The organism is Nocardia sp. NPDC003269, assembly GCF_042888005.1.
Taxonomy (GTDB): Bacteria; Actinomycetota; Actinomycetes; order Mycobacteriales; family Mycobacteriaceae; genus Nocardia.
The window spans coordinates 343,195-362,449 of sequence record NZ_JBIAPA010000001.1 but is presented as its reverse complement, the minus strand read 5'-3'; the positions used below and the strand labels follow the sequence as shown (position 1 = coordinate 362,449).

At 68.4% G+C, this 19,255-nt stretch carries 23 protein-coding genes; 17 read left to right on the top strand and 6 right to left on the bottom strand.

Features of this window, described 5'->3' with window-relative positions; all coding sequences use genetic code 11:
- Positions 1 to 61: 61 nt before the first annotated feature.
- Entirely contained in the window at positions 62 to 538 is a 477-nt protein-coding gene (locus ACFYWJ_RS01630) for a hotdog fold domain-containing protein (RefSeq protein ID WP_355271223.1), read from the bottom strand.
- Positions 539 to 1,058: 520 nt separating this feature from the next.
- On the opposite strand from ACFYWJ_RS01630, the gene rpsJ reads away from it, so the two are divergent.
- From rpsJ to ACFYWJ_RS01560, 14 genes are all read left to right on the top strand, one after another.
- Positions 1,059 to 1,364: a 30S ribosomal protein S10 gene (gene rpsJ, locus ACFYWJ_RS01625; protein ID WP_003938093.1), complete on the top strand. Its 306-nt coding sequence runs from the start codon at positions 1,059 to 1,061 to the stop codon at positions 1,362 to 1,364.
- Between the two features lie 14 nt (positions 1,365 to 1,378).
- Positions 1,379 to 2,044, top strand: coding sequence for a 50S ribosomal protein L3 (gene rplC, locus ACFYWJ_RS01620; protein ID WP_019045016.1), 666 nt, complete (start codon positions 1,379 to 1,381; stop codon positions 2,042 to 2,044).
- Positions 2,041 to 2,715 carry a 50S ribosomal protein L4 gene (rplD, locus tag ACFYWJ_RS01615; RefSeq protein ID WP_019045017.1) on the top strand — a complete coding sequence of 225 codons (675 nt, stop codon included), beginning with the start codon at positions 2,041 to 2,043 and terminating at the stop codon, positions 2,713 to 2,715. The genes rplC and rplD overlap by 4 nt, the downstream gene beginning before the upstream one ends.
- Entirely contained in the window at positions 2,712 to 3,017 is a 306-nt protein-coding gene (gene rplW / locus ACFYWJ_RS01610) for a 50S ribosomal protein L23 (RefSeq protein ID WP_019045018.1), read from the top strand. Before rplD ends, rplW begins: the two co-directional genes overlap by 4 nt.
- Before the next feature lie 33 nt (positions 3,018 to 3,050).
- Positions 3,051 to 3,887, top strand: a complete 837-nt coding sequence (gene rplB / locus ACFYWJ_RS01605; RefSeq protein ID WP_019045019.1) for a 50S ribosomal protein L2 — start codon at positions 3,051 to 3,053, stop codon at positions 3,885 to 3,887.
- Between the two features lie 14 nt (positions 3,888 to 3,901).
- Positions 3,902 to 4,183 carry a 30S ribosomal protein S19 gene (gene rpsS, locus ACFYWJ_RS01600; protein WP_019045020.1) on the top strand — a complete coding sequence of 94 codons (282 nt, stop codon included), beginning with the start codon at positions 3,902 to 3,904 and terminating at the stop codon, positions 4,181 to 4,183.
- Positions 4,180 to 4,593: a 50S ribosomal protein L22 gene (rplV, locus tag ACFYWJ_RS01595; RefSeq protein WP_019045021.1), complete on the top strand. Its 414-nt coding sequence runs from the start codon at positions 4,180 to 4,182 to the stop codon at positions 4,591 to 4,593. Before rpsS ends, rplV begins: the two co-directional genes overlap by 4 nt.
- Complete coding sequence (rpsC, locus tag ACFYWJ_RS01590) at positions 4,594 to 5,388, top strand: 30S ribosomal protein S3 (RefSeq protein WP_019045022.1); 795 nt, start codon at positions 4,594 to 4,596, stop codon at positions 5,386 to 5,388. It abuts the gene before it with no gap.
- A gap of 3 nt (positions 5,389 to 5,391) precedes the next feature.
- Positions 5,392 to 5,808: a 50S ribosomal protein L16 gene (gene rplP / locus ACFYWJ_RS01585; protein ID WP_019045023.1), complete on the top strand. Its 417-nt coding sequence runs from the start codon at positions 5,392 to 5,394 to the stop codon at positions 5,806 to 5,808.
- Positions 5,808 to 6,047 carry a 50S ribosomal protein L29 gene (rpmC, locus tag ACFYWJ_RS01580; RefSeq protein ID WP_071926410.1) on the top strand — a complete coding sequence of 80 codons (240 nt, stop codon included), beginning with the start codon at positions 5,808 to 5,810 and terminating at the stop codon, positions 6,045 to 6,047. The genes rplP and rpmC overlap by 1 nt, the downstream gene beginning before the upstream one ends.
- Entirely contained in the window at positions 6,044 to 6,313 is a 270-nt protein-coding gene (rpsQ, locus tag ACFYWJ_RS01575; protein WP_110037226.1) for a 30S ribosomal protein S17, read from the top strand. The genes rpmC and rpsQ overlap by 4 nt, the downstream gene beginning before the upstream one ends.
- A gap of 96 nt (positions 6,314 to 6,409) precedes the next feature.
- A complete protein-coding gene (locus ACFYWJ_RS01570; protein ID WP_355271227.1) occupies positions 6,410 to 6,655 on the top strand; it encodes a ribbon-helix-helix protein, CopG family in 246 nt (81 codons plus the stop codon).
- Positions 6,652 to 7,089 carry a PIN domain-containing protein gene (locus ACFYWJ_RS01565; protein ID WP_355271229.1) on the top strand — a complete coding sequence of 146 codons (438 nt, stop codon included), beginning with the start codon at positions 6,652 to 6,654 and terminating at the stop codon, positions 7,087 to 7,089. The genes ACFYWJ_RS01570 and ACFYWJ_RS01565 overlap by 4 nt, the downstream gene beginning before the upstream one ends.
- 114 nt (positions 7,090 to 7,203) lie before the next feature.
- On the top strand, positions 7,204 to 8,388 hold the full coding sequence (locus ACFYWJ_RS01560; protein WP_355271231.1) for an MFS transporter: 1,185 nt from the start codon (positions 7,204 to 7,206) through the stop codon (positions 8,386 to 8,388).
- 48 nt (positions 8,389 to 8,436) lie between these two features.
- On the opposite strand, the gene ACFYWJ_RS01555 is transcribed toward ACFYWJ_RS01560, so the two are convergent.
- Together ACFYWJ_RS01555 and ACFYWJ_RS01550 are read right to left on the bottom strand one after the other, a co-directional pair.
- The gene (locus tag ACFYWJ_RS01555) at positions 8,437 to 11,238 is read right to left on the bottom strand and encodes a hypothetical protein (protein WP_355271232.1); all 2,802 of its coding nucleotides are present in this window, start codon (positions 11,236 to 11,238) and stop codon (positions 8,437 to 8,439) included.
- 113 nt (positions 11,239 to 11,351) lie between these two features.
- The gene (locus tag ACFYWJ_RS01550) at positions 11,352 to 12,173 is read right to left on the bottom strand and encodes an SDR family oxidoreductase (RefSeq protein WP_355271233.1); all 822 of its coding nucleotides are present in this window, start codon (positions 12,171 to 12,173) and stop codon (positions 11,352 to 11,354) included.
- Positions 12,174 to 12,276: 103 nt separating this feature from the next.
- Between ACFYWJ_RS01550 and ACFYWJ_RS01545 the strand changes: the two genes are divergently transcribed.
- Positions 12,277 to 12,933, top strand: coding sequence for a TetR/AcrR family transcriptional regulator (locus ACFYWJ_RS01545; RefSeq protein ID WP_355271235.1), 657 nt, complete (start codon positions 12,277 to 12,279; stop codon positions 12,931 to 12,933).
- Between the two features lies 1 nt (position 12,934).
- On the opposite strand, the gene ACFYWJ_RS01540 is transcribed toward ACFYWJ_RS01545, so the two are convergent.
- From ACFYWJ_RS01540 to ACFYWJ_RS01530, 3 genes are read right to left on the bottom strand one after another with little or no spacing between them, the layout of a single operon-like run.
- Positions 12,935 to 13,672 carry a CPBP family intramembrane glutamic endopeptidase gene (locus ACFYWJ_RS01540; protein ID WP_355271237.1) on the bottom strand — a complete coding sequence of 246 codons (738 nt, stop codon included), beginning with the start codon at positions 13,670 to 13,672 and terminating at the stop codon, positions 12,935 to 12,937.
- Between the two features lie 58 nt (positions 13,673 to 13,730).
- Complete coding sequence (locus ACFYWJ_RS01535; protein ID WP_355271239.1) at positions 13,731 to 14,672, bottom strand: RluA family pseudouridine synthase; 942 nt, start codon at positions 14,670 to 14,672, stop codon at positions 13,731 to 13,733.
- A gap of 20 nt (positions 14,673 to 14,692) precedes the next feature.
- Positions 14,693 to 15,268, bottom strand: a complete 576-nt coding sequence (locus ACFYWJ_RS01530; RefSeq protein WP_355271241.1) for a putative glycolipid-binding domain-containing protein — start codon at positions 15,266 to 15,268, stop codon at positions 14,693 to 14,695.
- A gap of 405 nt (positions 15,269 to 15,673) precedes the next feature.
- On the opposite strand from ACFYWJ_RS01530, the gene ACFYWJ_RS01525 reads away from it, so the two are divergent.
- On the top strand, positions 15,674 to 17,515 hold the full coding sequence (locus ACFYWJ_RS01525) for an ABC transporter ATP-binding protein (protein ID WP_355271243.1): 1,842 nt from the start codon (positions 15,674 to 15,676) through the stop codon (positions 17,513 to 17,515).
- Complete coding sequence (locus ACFYWJ_RS01520) at positions 17,512 to 19,248, top strand: ABC transporter ATP-binding protein (RefSeq protein WP_355271244.1); 1,737 nt, start codon at positions 17,512 to 17,514, stop codon at positions 19,246 to 19,248. The genes ACFYWJ_RS01525 and ACFYWJ_RS01520 overlap by 4 nt, the downstream gene beginning before the upstream one ends.
- Positions 19,249 to 19,255: the final 7 nt, after the last annotated feature.

Here is a 19,255-nt window from a genome sequence, read left to right as displayed (position 1 = left end):
GTCTGTTGTCGTCTCGCCCCAACGGTACCGATCCGACGCCGCACCGGGCTCGATGTTCAGCTCAGCGCGGCGTGACCCAGGTGGTGATGTCGGCGTGCACGACCTCGATGCCGTCCTTGTCGTAGATCGACACGGGGACGGTGAGTTCGGTGCCCTCGGTGATGGCGTCGAAGTCGGGGATCTCGGTCAGCCTGGCCACCGCGCGCAGCCCGGACTCGGCCTTGGCCAGGTACTGCACGTTCATCGACTTGGGAATCCAGCGATGCGTGGTCGGCACGGTGGCCTCGCTGAGCATGCCCATCGCGACCTCGGCCAGATTGCAGGCCGCGATCGCGTGGAAGGTGCCCAGGTGGTTGTGGATGCCGAACCACTTGGGCGAGGTCACCTCGCAGATGCCGGGCTCGAGCCGCACCACCTGCGGCAGCACCGTGCCGAAATAGGGCACCCGGGCGACCATGCCGAGCGAGAACAGCGTGTGCCCGAGGCGGTTGTCGGGCAGTTTCTTCCAGCCGCGGTACGTCGCGGTTTCCTGTGTCATACCGCTATCTTACTCAAAAGTAAGATAGCGCGGAACCCTCCGCCGACCGGCGCGAGCGTCGCGCCAGCTACCATGGTTCGGTACAGCCCAGCCGGCGATGCGGTCCAGGTAGATGGCCCCGCAGGGGCGTGATCGATACCTCACGACCCCCGATTTGAAGAGCGTCGTCGGCATGGTGCATACTGTTCGGGTTGCCTTGCACAGGATCATGTCTTTTCCACGGAGAAGCGGGTCGAGCGAGGCGAGCAGTAGTTTGTATCCCGCCGGTCCGCCGGTGTGGATACGTCCGGGACCACGTTCCAGGCCAACGGTGAGCAAGTGACCAGGGCTGAAGAATGAGCGAAAAGGCGACACGCCCGACCGCGTGGACCGGAGAACCATGACAGATGAACAGCGGCGAAGACTGGGCGGTGCCCGGTGGCGTTCTGGCGTCTTTCGTGTGTTCGGGCTGTGCAAATGAGGGTGGTGCAGGAGCCAGCTCCTGTGACCACGAAGGAAAGCGGAGAAAAGGACACTTAGCGTGGCGGGACAAAAGATCCGCATCAGGCTCAAGGCCTATGACCACGAGGCGATCGACGCGTCTGCGCGCAAGATCGTGGAGACGGTGACCCGCACTGGCGCCCGTGTGGTCGGGCCTGTGCCGTTGCCCACCGAGAAGAACGTGTACTGCGTCATCCGTTCGCCGCACAAGTACAAGGACTCGCGCGAACACTTCGAGATGCGTACGCACAAGCGCCTCATCGACATCCTCGACCCGACGCCGAAGACGGTCGACGCGCTCATGCGCATCGACCTGCCGGCCAGCGTCGACGTCAACATTCAGTGACGGGGACTCGAGATATGACTGACAACAAGAACCGGCCCGCAGCCGGCATCCTGGGCACCAAGCTCGGCATGACCCAGGTCTTCGACGAGAAGAACCGCGTCGTCCCGGTCACCGTCATCAAGGCGGGCCCGAACGTGGTCACCCAGATCCGCACCGTGGAGCGCGACGGCTACTCGGCCGTCCAGATCGCTTTCGGCGCCATCGACCCGCGCAAGGTGAACAAGCCGACTTCCGGCCAGTTCGCCAAGGCCGGTGTCACCCCGCGCCGCCACGTCACCGAGATCCGCGTCGCGGATGCCTCCACCTTCGAGGTCGGCCAGGAGCTCTCCGCCGACGTCTTCGAAGAGGGCACCTACGTCGACGTGACCGGCATCAGCAAGGGCAAGGGCTTCGCAGGCACCATGAAGCGTCACGGCTTCAAGGGCCAGGGCGCCTCGCACGGTGCGCAGGCTGTGCACCGTCGCCCGGGCTCCATCGGTGGCTGCGCCACTCCCGGCCGCGTGTTCAAGGGCATGCGCATGTCGGGCCGTATGGGTAACGACCGCGTCACCACGCAGAACCTCTCGGTTCACAAGGTCGACGCCGAGAACGGCCTGCTCCTGGTCAAGGGTGCCATCCCTGGCCGCAAGGGCAACGTCGTGATCGTCAAGAGCGCCGTGAAGGGTGGTGCGCACGCATGACCAGCCTCGACAAGAAGGCCAACCTGACGCTGACCGTTAAGGCCGCAGGCGGCAAGACCGAAGGCACCGTCGAACTCCCCGCGGAGATCTTCGACGTGACCGCCAACGTCGCGCTGATGCACCAGGTCGTCATCGCGCAGCTGGCCGCCGCTCGCCAGGGCACCCACGCCACGAAGACTCGTGGTCAGGTCTCCGGTGGTGGCAAGAAGCCGTACCGCCAGAAGGGCACCGGCCGCGCCCGCCAGGGTTCGACCCGTGCGCCGCAGTTCGCCGGCGGTGGCACCGTCCACGGCCCGCAGCCGCGTGACTACAGCCAGCGGACCCCTAAGAAGATGAAGGCCGCCGCCCTGCGTGGCGCCCTGTCCGACCGGGCCCGCAACGAGCGCATCCACGTGATCACCGAGCTGGTCGCGGGTCAGACCCCGTCGACCAAGGCCGCCAAGAGCTTCCTGTCCGAGCTGTCGGACCGCAAGAAGTTCCTGGTCGTCGTCGGTCGCGAGGACGTCGCCGCGTGGAAGAGCGTGGCGAACCTGCAGAACGTGCTGCCGATCGCCCCGGATCAGCTCAACACCTACGACGTCCTCAACAGCGACGAACTGGTGTTCAGCGTCGAGGCCCTGAACGCGTTCGTTCACGGTCCCGCCGAGGCGGCCCAGGAGGAGAGCAAGTGAGCACCATCGCCGACCCCCGCGACATCCTGCTCGCACCGGTCATCTCGGAGAAGTCCTACGGACTGATCGAGGAAGGCACCTACACCTTCCTGGTGCACCCGGATTCGAACAAGACGCAGATCAAGATCGCCGTCGAGAAGGTTTTCGGCGTCAAGGTCACCAGCGTCAACACCGCCAACCGTCAGGGCAAGCGCAAGCGGACCCGCTTCGGTTACGGCAAGCGCAAGGACACCAAGCGCGCGCTCGTGACCATCTCGGCCGACAGCAAGCCCATCGAGATCTTCGGAGGCCCGGTCGCGTAAGCGGCTGGTCATCCAGAAAGTAGAGAAGAACTCATGGCAATCCGTAAGTACAAGCCGACAACGCCGGGCCGTCGTGGCTCCAGCGTCTCGGACTTCGCCGAGATCACCCGGTCGACGCCGGAGAAGTCGCTGCTGCGCCCGCTCACCAAGTCCGGTGGTCGTAACGCGCACGGTCGCATCACCACTCGTCACCGCGGTGGCGGTCACAAGCGTGCCTACCGTGTCATCGACTTCCGTCGCCTGGACAAGGACGGCATCCCGGCCAAGGTCGCTCACATCGAGTACGACCCCAACCGCACCGCCAACATCGCACTGCTGCACTTCGCCGACGGCGAGAAGCGCTACATCATCGCGCCGAAGGGCATCCAGCAGGGCAGCCCGATCGAGTCCGGCCCCACGGCCGACATCAAGCCGGGCAACAACCTGCCGCTGCGCAACATCCCGACCGGTACCACGATCCACAACGTGGAGCTGCGTCCGGGCGGCGGCGCCAAGATGGCCCGTGCCGCAGGCATGAGCATCCAGCTGCTGGGCAAGGAAGGGCCGTACGCGACCCTGCGTATGCCCTCCGGTGAAATCCGCCGTGTCGACGTGCGCTGCCGCGCCACCGTCGGCGAGGTCGGCAACGCCGAGCAGTCGAACATCAACTGGGGCAAGGCCGGCCGTATGCGCTGGAAGGGCCGTCGTCCTACCGTCCGTGGTGTCGTCATGAACCCGGTCGACCACCCGCACGGTGGTGGTGAGGGTAAGACCTCCGGTGGTCGCCACCCGGTCTCCCCGTGGGGTCAGCCTGAGGGCCGTACCCGCAAGCCCAACCGCCCGAGCGACAAGCTCATCGTTCGCCGCCGCAAGACCGGCAAGAAGCGCTAAGGAGGAGGTAAGAAATGCCACGCAGCCTCAAGAAGGGCCCGTTCGTCGACGACCACCTCCTCGCGAAGGTGGACGTGCAGAACGAAAAGGGCACGAAGCAGGTCATCAAGACCTGGTCGCGTCGCTCGACCATCATCCCCGATTTCATCGGCCACACTTTCGCCGTCCACGACGGTCGCAAGCATGTCCCGGTGTTCGTGTCGGACAACATGGTCGGCCACAAGCTCGGTGAGTTCGCGCCGACCAGGACGTTCAAGAGCCACGTCAAGGACGACCGGAAGAGCAAGCGGCGATGACTGAAACCAACACCGAAACGGTTCAGAACCCGACTGCCCGCGCTACCGCTAAGCACGTGCGGGTCACCCCGATGAAGGCGCGTCGCGTCGTGGACCTGGTCCGCGGCAAGCGTGTCGAGGACGCCCTGGCGATCCTGAAGTTCGCGCCGCAGGCCGCGAGCGAGCCGGTTGCCAAGGTCGTGGCCAGCGCCGCGGCGAACGCCGAGAACAACCTCGGCCTCAACCCGGCCACCCTGGTCATCTCGACGGCTTTCGTCGACGAGGGTGCCACCATGAAGCGCTTCCAGCCGCGGGCCCAGGGCCGTGCGTTCCGGATCCGCAAGCGCACCAGCCACATCACCATCGAGGTCGAGAGCGTGCCCACCGCCGGCGCTGCCACTCGTAGCCGCCGGAAGGGAGGGGCAAAGTAAATGGGACAGAAAATCAACCCCCATGGCTTCCGCCTCGGTATCACCACCGACTGGAAGTCGCGTTGGTACGCGGACAAGCAGTACGCGGAATACGTGAAGGAAGACGTTCAGATCCGCAAGCTCCTCGCCACCGGCATGGAGCGGGCTGGTATCTCGAAGGTCGAGATCGAGCGCACCCGTGACCGCGTGCGTGTGGACATCCACACCGCGCGTCCCGGCATCGTGATCGGTCGCCGTGGCGCGGAGGCCGACCGCATCCGCGCCGAGCTGGAGAAGCTCACCAAGAAGCAGGTTCAGCTGAACATCCTCGAGGTCAAGAACCCCGAGTCGGATGCGCAGCTGGTCGCTCAGGGTGTCGCCGAGCAGCTCAGCAACCGTGTGGCGTTCCGTCGCGCGATGCGCAAGGCCATCCAGTCGGCCATGCGTTCGCCGAACGTCAAGGGCATCCGCGTGCAGTGCTCGGGCCGCCTCGGTGGCGCCGAAATGTCGCGCTCGGAGTTCTACCGCGAGGGTCGCGTCCCGCTGCACACGCTGCGCGCGGACATCGACTACGGCCTCTACGAGGCCAAGACCACCTTCGGTCGCATCGGCGTGAAGGTCTGGATCTACAAGGGTGACATCGTCGGTGGTCGTCGTGAGCTGACCGCCGCCGCTGCTGCTCCGGAGCGCCCGCGCCGCGAGCGTCCGAGCCGCCCGCGTCGTTCCGGTTCCGCCGGCACCACCGCGACCTCGACCGAGGTCGGTCGCGCCGCCACCGCTGTGGCGGACGCACCGGCAGAGAACCAGGAGGGCTGACGCATGCTGATGCCCCGTCGCGTCAAGCACCGCAAGCAGCACCACCCGTCCCGCTCCGGCATGTCCAAGGGCGGCACCGCGGTGGCGTTCGGTGAGTACGGCATCCAGGCTCTCGAGCCCGCCTACGTCACCAACCGTCAGATCGAGTCGGCGCGTATCGCGATGACCCGCCACATCAAGCGTGGCGGCAAGATCTGGATCAACATCTACCCCGACCGCCCGCTCACCAAGAAGCCTGCCGAGACCCGCATGGGTTCCGGTAAGGGTTCGCCGGAGTGGTGGGTCGCGAACGTGAAGCCCGGTCGGGTCATGTTCGAGATGTCTTACCCGAACGAGGAGATCGCTCGCGAGGCCCTGCGTCGCGCGATGCACAAGCTCCCGATGAAGTGCAGGATCGTGACCAGGGAGGAGCAGTTCTGATGGCTACCGGAACACCGGCCGCAGAGCTCCGCGAGCTCAACGAAGAGGAGCTCGTCGCCCGCCTGCGCGAGTCGAAGGAAGAGCTGTTCAACCTGCGCTTCCAGATGGCGACGGGTCAGCTCGACAACAACCGACGTCTGCGCGTCGTCCGTCATGAGATCGCGCGGATCTACACGGTCATGCGTGAGCGCGAGCTCGGCCTGGCCACGGCACCCGCTGGCAAGGGAGATGCGGCATGAGCGAGAACAAGGAAGAGCGCAACAGCCGCAAGGTACGCAGCGGCTACGTCGTCTCGGACAAGATGAACAAGACGATCGTCGTCGAGCTGGAAGACCGTCACCGGCACAAGCTCTACGGCAAGATCATTCGCACCACCTCCAAGGTGAAGGCGCATGACGAGAACGAGATCGCCGGCGTCGGCGACCGCGTTCAGCTGATGGAGACCCGCCCGCTGTCGGCCACCAAGCGCTGGCGTCTGGTCGAGGTCCTGGAGAAGGCCAAGTAAGGTCCCTCCACGATCCATCGAGATCGTTGCCACGAAGGCCCGTTTCCCCAGGGAAGCGGGCCTTCGTCGTGCGCGAGGTCGTACCAATGTGGTGTCATGATTGATACCATGGGTCTCATGGCGTGGACAATGCGGCTCACCGATGACGAAGAGGCGGCGCTCGCTGCGCAAGCCGACGGCGAGGGTCGATCCAAGAACGAAATCATGCGTGATGCGCTGCGGGCCTACCTCCTGCGCAATCGACAGTGGGAGACGCCGATACTCGGCGACGACGAGACTTTCGATCTCGGCGGGCCGATCGGCAAGGACGAGATTCGCGCGGCGATGAACCGATCCGCATGATCGTTGTCGCGGATACCTCTGGTCTGCTCGCGATGTTCAACCGTGCCGATCCCGAGCACTTCGCGGTACGCCGCGCCGCCGACTCCGCAAGCGCGGTGGTGGTCAGCCCGTTGGCACTGACCGAAGTGCACCACGTCGCCAGCGTGCGGGGAGGTCGTAAGGTGGCCGATCAGATCCTGGGCTCGTTGGCGAAACGGATCGCCGAATCGCGCATCGTTCTGTCCGAGGTCGATGCGAATCAGCTGGACGCGGCAATCTCCGTGCGTGCCACCTACGACAGTTTGGACCTGGATCTCGTCGACGCGGTCTGCGTGGTCTCGGCAGCCCAGTTCGACACGGACGCGATTCTGACCCTCGACCGACGAGATTTCCGAGTCCTACGTCCGCTCAACGGCTATCCAGCCTTCCGGCTGTTCCCAGACGACTTCGAATGATCGACCTCCATCGAGATCACTGCCACGCAGGCCCGTTTCCCGTGGGAAGCGGGCCTTCGTCGTGCCCGGGGAAAATCGGTGGCGGGTGGGGGTGGGGGCTGTCAGGCTCTGACGATGCGGGCCTATCGGGACGTGCTGTCTATCGGGGCGGTACGCAATATCGTGTTGCTCGGGGTGCTGGTGCGGGTGCCGCACTTCGCCGGGGCGGTGCTGCTCGCGGTGCATGTGGTGGAGACGTTGGGTGGGTCGTTTCTGCAGGCGGGGACGCTGGCGATGGTGGTGACCGTGTGTGTCGCGACCAGTGGGCCGTGGCGGGGGCGGCTGGTGGATCGGTTCGGGTTGCGGGCGACCATCGCGCCGGCGATCGTGCTGGGGGCCGTGTGCTGGTCGGTGGCGCCGTTCGTCGGGTATCTGCCGCTGTTGCTGCTCGCGGGTCTCGCTGGGCTGTACGACATTCCGGTGTTCAGCGTGTTGCGGCTGGCGATCATCGCGGCGACGACGGAGGAGCAGCGTCAGCCCGCGCTCGCGTTGGAGGCGGTCTCGGTCGAGGCTGCGTTCATGGTGGGGCCGGTGCTCGGGGTGGCGGCGGCGCTGCACTGGTCGACGACGGCGGCGCTGTTCGCCAATCAGATGTGCATGGTGCTCGCCGGGATCGTGCTGTGGTGGTGGAACCCCGCGCTGCGTGCCGAGGAATCGGCGGACGGCGCGGGGCCGGTGGCCCGGCGCAGCTGGTTCCGCATCGAATTCGTCGCCCTGTGTGGCGTCGCGGCAGCGGCGGTCTGCGTGGTGTCGGCCTCCGAACTCACCTTCGTCTCGGCGGTGCGCGGTTTCGGCGCCGACCGCTGGCTCGGCGTGATCCTGGCGATCTGGGGGCTGGGCTCGCTGGTCGGCGGTCTGCTCTACGGCGCGCTACGGCGGCCGATTCCGGCCGATGTGCTGCTGATCGCGCTCGGCGTGGTGACGGTCCCGATGGCGATCGCGGTCGGTCCGCTGTCGCTCGGCGTCACCGGCTTCGTCGCCGGATTGCTGTGTGCCCCCGCGCTCACCGCGGCGATCGACCAGCTGAGCCGGATCGTCCCCGAGGGCGGACGCGGCGAGGCCATCGGCTGGCACGGCGCGGCGATGACGCTGGGTGGCGCCCTCGGCAGCGTGCTGGGCGGATCGATGATCGAGATCGGCGGTGCGCGCGCCGGATTCGGGGTCGCCGGTGTGTTCGGGATCGCGGCGGGTGTCGGGCTCGCGCTGCTGGTCGGGATGCGGTCCGCGCCGAAAGCGGTCGTCGGTCCGGCACCGGGGTGAAGCGTCCCCGGCCCCGGTCGAGCCGGGGCCGGGGCGCGGTCGGTGGGGTCAGCCGGTGAAGGCGTACGGCTGGCGGATCTTGCGGGCGAATTCGACGATATTGGTGACGGTGCTGCCCGAGACGCCGACCTCGGCGCCGATGCTGCGCGCCGACCACGACTGATCGGTGAGCTCGAGGATCTCCTCGATCTGATCGAGGGTCAGTCGCAGTGGGCTGCGGTGTGCGATCTGCCGGGCCAGGGCACGGACCTCGGTGTCGTCGTCGAAGTCGTAGTCATCGGTGAGGTCGTCCTCGTCTTCGTCCTCGTCGTCGAGCTCGATCGGTTCGGGGGACTGCTCGCTGATGGGGGCCGCAGCCACCGCCGCGACCTTCGTCAGCTGCTTCTTGGCGATGGGCATGGGCGCAGGCTGCGAAGACGACTCCGCTTCGGGAGTAACGGCTTCCGTCTCAGCGAGCTGCTGCTTCGCACCAGCTGCGGACTTCGTGATCTGCTGCCGCGCATCGCTCGCCTTGGGCGTCGTATTCGGGCGCCGTGTATCGCTCGCTGCGGACGACGTATCCGGCTGCCGCGTATCGTTCGCCGACGGCGTTGTATCCGTCTGCGGCGAATGGTTGGCCCCGGACGTCGTATCCTGCTGCCGCGCAACGCCTGCCACTGCGGACTTCGTGACCTGGTCGGCAGTCTGCTCATCGACAGAAGCCCGCATTGCAACGGGAGCTTGGTCGGTCTCGGCACGCTGCTGGTTCCTCGACACAGCGAAGTCATCGGTCAGCTGCAGCCCGGCCGCGGGAGCTGACGTGGCCTGCTGCGGCTCGGACTTCGACGGCTGCCGATCCGCGGAAGGGGTCGACTCGCGCTCCGCAGGCTGGTTCGAGCCGGGCCCCGAAGCGGCACTCGGCAATTGTTCGAGGTCCGCCGTCAGGGTGAGCTGTTCGGGCTGAGCCGGAGGCTGTGGATCGTTGTGCACCACCACCGATGCGGTGGGTGCCGCGGTGTCGCCGTTGCGGTCACGGGCGACGGAGCCGGCGTGCGCCGTCGCCTCGGGAACCGGGTCGGTACCGGTGGCCTCGCCCGCAGTCGCCTGCGCGGCGGCGGTGATGGGTATTCGCCGCAGGGTCGGGGTGGCACCGTTGACGCGGGCGTGATCACCGTTGCGCCGGTGCTCGGCGGCGGCCTTGTGGATCAGTTCGAGGGTGCCGGGCGCGGCGATCTTGTCGGTCGACGGCCGACGGACACCATGCGCGAGCTGGCCACGACCCGCGAACGTCTCGCTGGGCGTCGAATCGACCCGCGCGGCGGGACGCTCCCGCGCCGCATCCCACGAGGCCTGAGCGTCGGGATCGGCATCGCTCAGGACGGTCTCCACCTCCGTGGCGGCCTTCGCAGGGGAATGGCCGAGCACCGCATCCTGCGAGGCCCGAGCGTCGGAGTCAGCTTCGCCCAGGGTGGTCGCCGCCACCGAGGCGCCCTGCGCAGCGGAACCGCCGAGCGCGGCATTCCGCGAGGCCTGGGCGGCGGAATCGACTGTGCTCAGGGCAGACGCCGCCACCGTCGTGGCCTGCGCAGCGGAATGGCCGAGCGCGGCATTCTGCGAGGCCTGGGCGTCGGAATCGACTGCGCCCAGGGTGGTCGCCGCCACCGTGGTGGCCTGCGCAGCGGAACCGCCGAGCGAGGCATCCTGCCAGGCCTGGGCGTCGGAATCGACTGCGCCCAGGGCAGTCGCCACCACCGTGGCGTCCTGCGCGGCGGGGTGTTCCCGCGCAGCCCGAACCTCGGTGTCGGCTGCGCTCATTGCGCTTCCCACGGCCGTGGCAACCTGCGCGGCGGAGTTCTCTTGCGATTCAGGCACACTGGTCTGCATGGCACCGATGACGGCGCGCTCCTTGTCGACGGCAGATCCCGCCACCGACGTCTCCGCGACATCGCGCGCGGCCGCGACGGTCTCGCGCTCGACCGCCCGCATCCGGGAGTCACCCTGCACCGCACCATGTTCCGACGTGCTCGCAGGCACAGAGGCGACCCCGGCCATCGACATGACCCGCTCGGCGGGGGAGTAGCTCGCCTCCCCGGGCAGCTCGACCGAAGCCCCCTCGATCAACAGCGCGTACCGCGCCGACACCCACGCGTGCAGCCAGATCACCACACCCACCATCACCGGCGCGATGGCGTATTCGGCGGCGCGCCCGTACGACCCGGAGGCCAGGTGGGGTCCGGCGTTGAGGGCGACGGTGGTGCCGAGCAGGGCCAGCTCGAACAGCAGCACCTTGCCGCGCTCGAGTTCGCGACCCCAGCGGGCGGCGGTGGTGGCGGCGACCATGATGGTGATGATCGGGATCGAGATCATCGCCTCGATGCCGAAGCTGAGCCAGTACAGCGGGTCGCTCATGTCCCCGCTGGGCACCAGATTGTGCTGCACGTTCACCCCGGCCCAGACCATGCCGAGGATGACGACGCCGATCAGCGCGCGCGAGGACCACTCCGCTCGCTTATATAGCTGGGCCAGCCGCGCGTCGGCGCTGGAGACCCGCCGCCGGGCGGCCAGGGCCTTGCGATGCCAGCGGGCGTCGGCTTCGTCGGCGCGGCGGATCAGGGCGCCGGTGCGCCGGTCGCGCTGTTCGGCGGCGAGTTCGTCGGCGACGGCGTGGCGGCGCTGTTTGCGGCGTTGCGCGCGGATCCATTCGGCGAGTTCGCGTTCGGCCCTGATCTCGGCGTCGGAGAGTGCGTCGTAGAGCGCCGTGTCGTGCTGCAGCGGCAGCTTGCCGCGCGCGGTCGCGACCTGCTGTGCGAGTGCCGTGATCTCGGTGTTCGGCGAGCTGACGGCATCCTCCATCGACCGATCGTCGGACATCTGGCGCCTTCCGGTCACTCGAACATATGGACTATCGAACATATGTGTGATTGCCAGAGAGCGTAAACGCCGTCCGCGTCGTGGTCAACGACAACCGGGCGATCGGAGCGGATCTAGGAGAGCGTGCGCTTCTCGTATTTCCCGCGCGCGGAAGACCCCGCGACCGCCGCCACCTGGTCGGGGACGGCGCGGCGCAGCACGATATCGCGCAGCCGTTGCGGCAGCAGTCCGGCCAGATGCGTCAGCGGGCCGATGTAGCCGGGGATGGAGACCTCGAATCGCGGCCGCTCGACCACGTCGAGCACGGCCTTCGCGACATCGGCGGGTTGCAGGAGTTCGGCGGCGCCCGTTGCTGTTCCGGCCGCCAGTTCGGTGTCGACGACACCCGGCATGATCACCGAGATCCGCACGCCCGTGCCCCGAAGTTCTTCGCGCACACCGGTCAGATAGCCGAGCACGCCGTGTTTGGTTGCCGCGTAGGTGGATTCGCCGGGCGGGGACAGCCGGGACGCCGCGGAGGCGATGGTGACGATGTGCCCGCGCCGACGCGTGCGCATCGCGGGCGCGGCCAGCCGCACCCCACGGATGACGCCGTGCAGATTCACCGCGATCATCCGGGTGGTGGCGGTATCGGGTTCGGTGTCGAACGCGCCGACCCACATCACGCCCGCGTTGTTGACGAGCACGTCGATCGGCCCGAGCAGGGCCTCGGTGGTGGCGAGGAAATTGTGGAACGACCGCTCGTCGGTGACGTCGAGTTCGCACCCGTGCACGGTGCCGGGGAGTTCCCTGGCCGTGGTGCGGGCCGCCGTGCCGGACAGGTCGCCGATGCAGACGCGCGCGCCCGCGACCGCGAACTGCCGGGCGATCTCGCGGCCGATGCCCGCGGCGCCGCCGGTCACCGCGACGACCGAGCCGGCATGGGTGCGTTTCATCGTCGAAGCCTTTCGATCCAGCGGAAACAGCGCTTCTGACATGTCGTCATGTCAGAAATTGTGGCCTAGTATTCCACGCAGTCGCACAGAAGGACAGACTTCGATGACAGAGCAGTCCGCCGATCGACCGGCGGGTCGGCGGTACTCGGGACGGACCTCTGCGGAGCGAGTCCAGCAGCGCCGAACCGCGCTGCTCGACGCCGCGCTCGAACTCTTCGGCACCCAGGGGTACGCGGCGGGCACGGTCAAGCAGCTGTGCGGGATTGCCGGTCTCACCGAGCGCTATTTCTACGAATCGTTCCGCGACCGCGAAGCCTGCCTGGCCACGCTCTACGACGAGACGACCGCCCAGCTCCGCGAGCGCACGGTCGCGGCACTGGCGACGGCCGGGTCCCGCCTGGACGACGTGATCACCGCGGGCCTGGCCGCCTTCATCGGCTATCTCACCGAGGACCCGCGCCGCGCCAGGGTGGTGCTGATCGAGGTGGTCGGCGTCTCCGCGCGGATGGAGCAGCGCAGGCACGGCGTGCTGCGCGACTACGCGGAGCTGGTCGCCGGCCTGTGGGCCGCCGCGCGGGCCCAGCCGCTGCCCGAACGCAGCCGCCTGACGTGCGTGACGGTGGTCGGCGGCGTGAACCACCTGCTGGTCGACTGGTTGATGGACGGCCGCACCACCGATCCCGACGACCTGGTGACGGTCTGCGCGAACGTCTTCGCCGCCGTCCGGGCCACCGACCCGGCCCTGGCCGACGAGATCTGACTCAGCTCAGCGCGGTGTGCCAGACGACGGCAGCCGCGAGGGCGCCCGCGCCGTTGAGCGACCAGTGCAGGGCGATCGGGGCGAGCAGGCTGCCGCTGCGCCTGCGCAGCCAGGTGAACACGACGCCCGCGCCCGCGGTGGCCGCGACGGCGAGGCCGATGCCGATGATCTGCCCGACGAGTCCGCCGCCGACGATCCCGGACAGGCCCTTGTTGCCGCTGGTCAGCCCGAGCGAGGAGGCGATGTGCCAGAAGCCGAACAGCAGCGAGCCCGCCGCGAACAGCCCGCGGACGCCGAGCACCCGGTCGAGCGTGCCGTGCAGCACACCGCGGAAGGCGAGTTCCTCGGGGATCACCGTCTGCAACGGGATGACGATCATCGACGCGATCAGCGCGCCGGAGATGGTCGCGTACCGGTCGGCGAGGAAGAACGGCCGGGTGATCGGCAGGATCGCGCCGATCGCGACGGCGGTGAGCACGATGCCGACCGCGCCGAGCGCGTAGATCGTGCCGCGGCGCCAGTGCCTGGGGGACAGGCCGAGTTCGGCCCAGCCGAGCCCGCGCTTGCGCATCAGCGCCAGCAGCGCGAACGCCGCGACCGGCACGGTGACGATATTGGCCCACGCCGTGGTGAAGTGCGCGATCAGATTGGTGCAGGCCAGCACCACGACGACCACGGCGATATCGACGTAGGCGTGCAGCTTGGGCCGGGGATCGGCGACGTTGGCGGGTACGGGCACCCGACCGAGTGTACGGAAATATCACAGAATGGAAACGGTGCGATGAATCTCCTGTGAGCTACTCGACAGCCGATCCGGACCATCCGGGCAGGTCCGTCCACGCTTGCAGACTGCGCGCTGTCTCGAAGCGCCGCGGCTGCCCGCTGATCGGATCGGTGAATTCGAGCGACGCGGCCAGCAATTGCAGCGGCCGGGTGTAGTCGTCGACGGATTTGTCGGTGACCACCGGATAGAAATCGTCGCCGAGAATCGGCACGCCGAGGCTGTTCATGTGCAGCCGCAGCTGATGGGTCCGGCCGGTGTGCGGCCGCAGCCGGTAGCGGCCGAGCCCGTCGCGGTGCTCGACCAGCTCCACCTCGGTCTCGGCATTGGGCTCGCCGGGCACCTCCTGCGCGGCGAGCACCTGCTTCTCCTTGATGATCCGGCTGCGCACGGTTCTCGGCAGCGCCAGCGCCGGATCGTAGGGCGCGACGGCCTCGTACTCCTTGCGCACGGTGCGGCGGTGGAACATCGTCTGATACGCCCCGCGCGCCGCCGGGTTCACCACGAACAGGATCAGGCCCGCGGTCACCCGGTCGAGCCGGTGGGCCGGAATCAGCTCGGGCAGGTCGAGGTCACGGCGCAGGCGGACCAGCGCGGTCTGGAGGATGTGCTGACCGCGCGGAATGGTCGCCAGGAAGTGCGGTTTGTCGACGACCAGGATGTCGTCGTCGCGATGCACGATCCCGATCTCGAAGGGCACCTCGGTCTCCACCGGCAGATCTCGGTGGAACCACACCGCCCCACCCGGCACGAACGGCGCGTCCGGCGCCAGCGGCCCGTCCAGATCGACGATCTCGCCCGCCCTCAGCATCTCGTCGATGCGCGCCGGATCGACCCGCGGCAGCCGCTCGACCAGGTGATCGCGCACGGTCGGCCAGTGCCCGTCCTCCGGGAGCCGGAGCCGGGCGGGATCGAGGCCGTGCCGCTTGGGCAGCGGCGGCTGCTGCCTGCGTCGCATACCGCCAGTCTCGTCGGCGCTCAGGCGTGACGGCGCGCCAGCCCCGGATAGTCGACGATCAACCCGGCCTCGTCGTAGTCCAGCGTGGCCTGGAAATCGAGCGTCGGCGCCCGGTAGTCATAGCGCTGACCTGCGCCGTCGGTGATCCGCCGATAGTGCTGGGGCAGCCGGATGACCCCGAGGTCGGCGGCGCGCACGTAGACCGCGGGTGCGTCGGCCGCGTCGCCGACCGTCAGCCCCAGCCGGTGCACCGGCAGCGCGTTGGTGCACGCCGACGCCTCGAGGTCGACGTCGAGACACCCATCGAGCTCAGGGGCGGGCGTTCCGTCGAGCTGCCAGCGCCCGAGCCCGTCGGACTGCAGGGTGAGCGAGCGCCGGGTGTCGGGGTAGCGGCCGGTGATCTGCGCCGACCTGGTGTGCCAGCTGCCGTCGACCCGCAGGCGGTAGTCGATCGCCCAAACGAGACCGTCCTCGACGGCGGTCGCGCAGCCCTCGATGAGCACGCCGCGATCGCCGTCGCGGAAATAGGTCACTTCGAATCCGGTGCGCGCCTCGTGATGCGTCCAGGCGGCCGCGGAGGGCAGTGGAGTGAACACGAGAAAAGGTTTCCCGGAATTCTCCCGGCCAATCAGCCCGCGCGCTGGTCGAGGACCATCAATTTCGCTTCGACGAGGGTGTGCCGCGCGCGCCTGCGGACCCGGCACAGATCGACGCTGCATTCGAGATGAATCTGCATGGCCCGATGCGCTTGGTCGGGTGTCAGATGACCGGGGTCGATATGGCAGTCCGCAGTCGCCGAAATTATTGACGTGACAAACATTTTCGCTCTCCCGCCGCGAGAAAGGATTCGGAGGTAGAGGAGAAATTACGCCCGGAATGTCGAATTGCCGAGGGGGTTGACCGCCAGTTCACACAAGCTTCCCCGGTCGGCCACAACCGCTCAACTTAGGCTAACCTACCCTTGGCACGTTGCCGTGGACAGGTCGAGAGGGCGAGAAGTTATGACGGTGCAGGTAGCGCCGCCGCCGGGGGCGGAGTCGGGGAACCGGCTGCCCAAGGCGGCCGCGAAAGCGCAGAAACAACAGGAAGCGCAGGCGCGCAAGGAGATCCTGGCACCGGTGTCGGGGATGCTGACGCTGGCGAGCCTGCTCGTCGCGGTCGCCTCGGTCTGCACCGTCGTGCCGTTCCTGCTGATCGTGGCCGCCTGCCGGGAACTGCTGGAGTCCCCGGTCGACACCGATCGGGTGTGGTGGCTGTTCGGCGCGGCCGTGATCGTGCTGATCGTGCGCGCGCTGCTGCAGGCCGTCGCCCTCACCTGGTCGCACGCGCTGGACGCCGGCTACCAGCTCACGCTGCGCCGGGCCCTGGCCGACAAGCTCACCCGGGTCCCGCTCGGCTGGTTCGGTGAGCGCAGCTCCGGCGAGGTCAAGACCTATCTGCGCGACGACGTGGAGGCACTGCACTACCTCGTCGCCCATGCCCGGCTGGAGTTCGTCGGCGCGCTGGTGGTCCCGCTGGTCACCCTCGGCTACCTGTTCACCGTCGACTGGCGGCTCACCCTGGTGCTGCTGATTCCGCTGATCGCCTACTTCTTCCTGTTCGGCAAGATCATGGACCGCGACGGCCGCGACCGCCTCGCCGTCTACACCCGCTGGGAGCGCCGGACCGCCGAGGCCACCATCGAATTCGTCGACGGCATCCAGGTGGTGCGGGCGTTCGGCCAGGCGGGCAAGGCGCACACCGAGTTCCAGCACGCCGTGGACGGTCAGGTGCAGGCCGCGCATCGGATGAAGATGCCGATCCTGCGCGTGCAGTCGGCCTCCGACATCGTGGTCATGCCGGTCTTCGTCATGCTGATCGTGGTCGTCGGCGGGCTGGCGTTCGTCGGCCTGGACTGGGTGAATCCGCTCGACCTGCTGCCGTTCCTGCTGGTTGGCTTGGGTATCGGCAGCTCGCTGCTCGGCCTCGGCTACGGGTCGCAGGCGCTGCGGGCCGGTGGCGCCGCGGCGCTGCGCCTGCACGAACTGCAGCAGACGCCCGAACTCGACATCGTCGCGGCGACCGCCGCCCCGGCGGCGGGTCAGGACGGCGTCGTGCGCTTCGAGGGCGTCGAATTCGCCTACCGCACCGGCCATGACGTGCTGCGCGGCCTCGACCTCGAACTGACCCCCGGCACCATCACCGCCCTGGTCGGCCCGAGCGGCTCCGGCAAATCGACGCTGGCCAAACTGCTGCCCCGCTTCTACGACGTGGGCGCGGGCCGGATCACCATCGACGGCCGCGACATTCGCGAGTTCACCAGTGAAGAGCTGTACCGCACCGTCGGATTCGTGTTCCAGGATGTGCGCCTGATCCGCGGCTCGATCCGGGAGAACCTGCTGCTCGCGCGCCCCGACGCCGACGAAGCGGCGATCGAGCGGGCGAGCCGGGCCGCGCAGATCCACGACCGGATCATGGCGCTGCCGCGCGGCTACGACTCCGAGATCGGCGTCGACGCGACCCTGTCCGGCGGTGAGGCCCAGCGTCTCTCGATCGCTCGCGCGCTGCTGGCCGACACCCCGATCCTGGTCCTCGACGAGGCGACCGCCTTCGCCGACCCGGAGTCCGAGGCCGCGGTGCAGGACGCGCTGGCCGCGCTGGTGGCCGGCCGCACCGTGCTGGTGATCGCGCACCGGCTGCACACCATCACCGGCGTCGACCGGATCCTGGTGCTGGAGAACGGAACGCTCGTCGAACAGGGCACGCACACCGAGCTGCGCGCCGCGGGCGGGCTGTATCAGCGGCTCTGGGAGATCAACGAGGCCGCGCTCGGCACGCTCGCCCTGGTGGAGGAAACACGATGATTCGCAAGGTTTTCCGCCTCGTCCCCGACGAGTTCGCCCCGCTGATCCCGCGCCTGCTCGCCGCCATCGTGGTGCAGGCACTGTGCCAGGCCATCGCGTATCTGCTGCTGGTCCCGGTGCTGGAAGCGCTCTTCGGCGACGACCTGCGCGGCGCCTGGGTGTGGGAGCTCGGCATGGGCGCGGCCGTGGCGGGCGTGGTCGTCTTCGGTTACCTGCAGGCCGTGCTCGGCCTGCGGATCGGCCTCGGCATGCAGCGTGGCCTGCAGACCCGGCTCGGCGACCAGCTCAACGCGCTGCCGCTGGGCTGGTTCTCCGACCGGGACGCCGGCCCGCTCTCGCGCGTCATGGTCGAGCAGGTCCGCGAGATGCAGGGCCTGATCGCCTATCTGCTCACCAAGGTGCTCACCGGCATCATCGTGCCGCTGGTGGTGGCCATCGGCATGCTGGTCATCGACTGGCGGATCGGGCTGGCCATGCTGCTCGCCGCGCCCGTGCTGTACCTGGTGAACAACCTCGCCAACCGCGCCTACACCGGCGCCGACGCCCGGCTGCACACCGCCGCGGCCGAGGCCGACTCGCGGGTGGTGGAATTCGCCCAGGCGCAGCCGGTGCTGCGCGCGTTCGGCGCGGTCGGCGCGGGCAACAAGGCGCTCGACGCCGCGCTGGTCGGCCAGCGGTCGGCGGTGCGCAAGATGATGGTCGCGACCGTGCCGGGACTGATCGTCTTCGCGCTGTTCGTGCAGGCCGTGTTCCTGGTCCTGGCCTACATCGCGGTGGTGCAGGTGACCGACGGCTCGATCTCGGCGGCCGCGGCGATCGCGCTGATCGCGGTGAGCTCGCGCTTCATCGAACCGGTGAACCAGGCCGCCCAGCTCGGCGCCGCGCTGCGCTCGGCCGCCGCGGCCGCGGACCGGATCACCGATCTGCTGGCCGAGCCGACCCTGCCCGCGCCCACCGAGCCGGTGACGCCGGGTGCGCCCGCCGTGGTCTTCGATGACGTGAGCTTCGGCTACCGGCCCGGTGAACCCGTCCTCTCGGAGCTGAGCTTCACCGTGCCCGCCGGAACCACCACGGCCATCGTCGGGCCGAGCGGCGCGGGCAAGACCACGCTGCTGCGGCTGGCCGCCCGCTTCTACGACGTGAGCTCCGGCGCGGTCTCGGTCGGCGAACACGATGTGCGCGAACAGCCCTCGGACACGCTGCTCGACCAGCTCTCGCTGGTCTTCCAGAACGTCTACCTGTTCAACCGCTCGGTCGCCGACAACATCCGCATCGGCAAGCCGGACGCCACCGACGCCGAACTCGACCGCGCGGCCGTCGCGGCCAGGGTCGACGAGATCGTCGAGCGGCTGCCCGACGGCTTCGACACCATGGTCGGCGAGGGCGGCGCGTCGCTGTCCGGTGGTGAACGCCAGCGCGTGTCGATCGCCAGGGCCCTGCTCAAGGACGCCCCGATCGTGCTGCTCGACGAGGCGACCAGCGCGCTGGACCCGCACAGCGAGGCCGTCGTCGTCCGTGGCATCCACGAACTGACCAGGGACAAGACGGTGTTGGTGGTGGCACACCGGCTCTCGACGATCGCGCACGCCGACCAGATCCTGTTCCTCGACGGCGGCCGCATCGCCGAGCGCGGCACCCACCAGGAGCTGCTGGAACTCGGCGGCCGCTACGCCGCGTTCTGGAACGAGCGCGAGCGGGCCACCGGCTGGCGCCTGGAGCCCGTCGCCGTCTGATCGGTGC

What these genes read in the sequence shown, in the direction of transcription:
- ACFYWJ_RS01550 (WP_355271233.1), bottom strand. Translation starts at nt 12,173, where the DNA reads ATGAAACGCACCCATGCCGGCTCGGTCGTCGCGGTGACCGGCGGCGCC.
- rpsQ (WP_110037226.1), top strand. Translation starts at nt 6,044, where the DNA reads ATGAGCGAGAACAAGGAAGAGCGCAACAGCCGCAAGGTACGCAGCGGC.
- rpmC (WP_071926410.1), top strand. Translation starts at nt 5,808, where the DNA reads ATGGCTACCGGAACACCGGCCGCAGAGCTCCGCGAGCTCAACGAAGAG.
- ACFYWJ_RS01560 (WP_355271231.1), top strand. Translation starts at nt 7,204, where the DNA reads ATGCGGGCCTATCGGGACGTGCTGTCTATCGGGGCGGTACGCAATATC.
- ACFYWJ_RS01545 (WP_355271235.1), top strand. Translation starts at nt 12,277, where the DNA reads ATGACAGAGCAGTCCGCCGATCGACCGGCGGGTCGGCGGTACTCGGGA.
- rplV (WP_019045021.1), top strand. Translation starts at nt 4,180, where the DNA reads ATGACTGAAACCAACACCGAAACGGTTCAGAACCCGACTGCCCGCGCT.
- rpsC (WP_019045022.1), top strand. Translation starts at nt 4,594, where the DNA reads ATGGGACAGAAAATCAACCCCCATGGCTTCCGCCTCGGTATCACCACC.
- rplP (WP_019045023.1), top strand. Translation starts at nt 5,392, where the DNA reads ATGCTGATGCCCCGTCGCGTCAAGCACCGCAAGCAGCACCACCCGTCC.
- rpsS (WP_019045020.1), top strand. Translation starts at nt 3,902, where the DNA reads ATGCCACGCAGCCTCAAGAAGGGCCCGTTCGTCGACGACCACCTCCTC.
- rplB (WP_019045019.1), top strand. Translation starts at nt 3,051, where the DNA reads ATGGCAATCCGTAAGTACAAGCCGACAACGCCGGGCCGTCGTGGCTCC.
- ACFYWJ_RS01520 (WP_355271244.1), top strand. Translation starts at nt 17,512, where the DNA reads ATGATTCGCAAGGTTTTCCGCCTCGTCCCCGACGAGTTCGCCCCGCTG.
- ACFYWJ_RS01570 (WP_355271227.1), top strand. Translation starts at nt 6,410, where the DNA reads ATGATTGATACCATGGGTCTCATGGCGTGGACAATGCGGCTCACCGAT.
- ACFYWJ_RS01525 (WP_355271243.1), top strand. Translation starts at nt 15,674, where the DNA reads ATGACGGTGCAGGTAGCGCCGCCGCCGGGGGCGGAGTCGGGGAACCGG.
- ACFYWJ_RS01555 (WP_355271232.1), bottom strand. Translation starts at nt 11,238, where the DNA reads ATGTCCGACGATCGGTCGATGGAGGATGCCGTCAGCTCGCCGAACACC.
- ACFYWJ_RS01630 (WP_355271223.1), bottom strand. Translation starts at nt 538, where the DNA reads ATGACACAGGAAACCGCGACGTACCGCGGCTGGAAGAAACTGCCCGAC.
- rplD (WP_019045017.1), top strand. Translation starts at nt 2,041, where the DNA reads ATGACCAGCCTCGACAAGAAGGCCAACCTGACGCTGACCGTTAAGGCC.
- rplC (WP_019045016.1), top strand. Translation starts at nt 1,379, where the DNA reads ATGACTGACAACAAGAACCGGCCCGCAGCCGGCATCCTGGGCACCAAG.
- ACFYWJ_RS01565 (WP_355271229.1), top strand. Translation starts at nt 6,652, where the DNA reads ATGATCGTTGTCGCGGATACCTCTGGTCTGCTCGCGATGTTCAACCGT.
- ACFYWJ_RS01535 (WP_355271239.1), bottom strand. Translation starts at nt 14,672, where the DNA reads ATGCGACGCAGGCAGCAGCCGCCGCTGCCCAAGCGGCACGGCCTCGAT.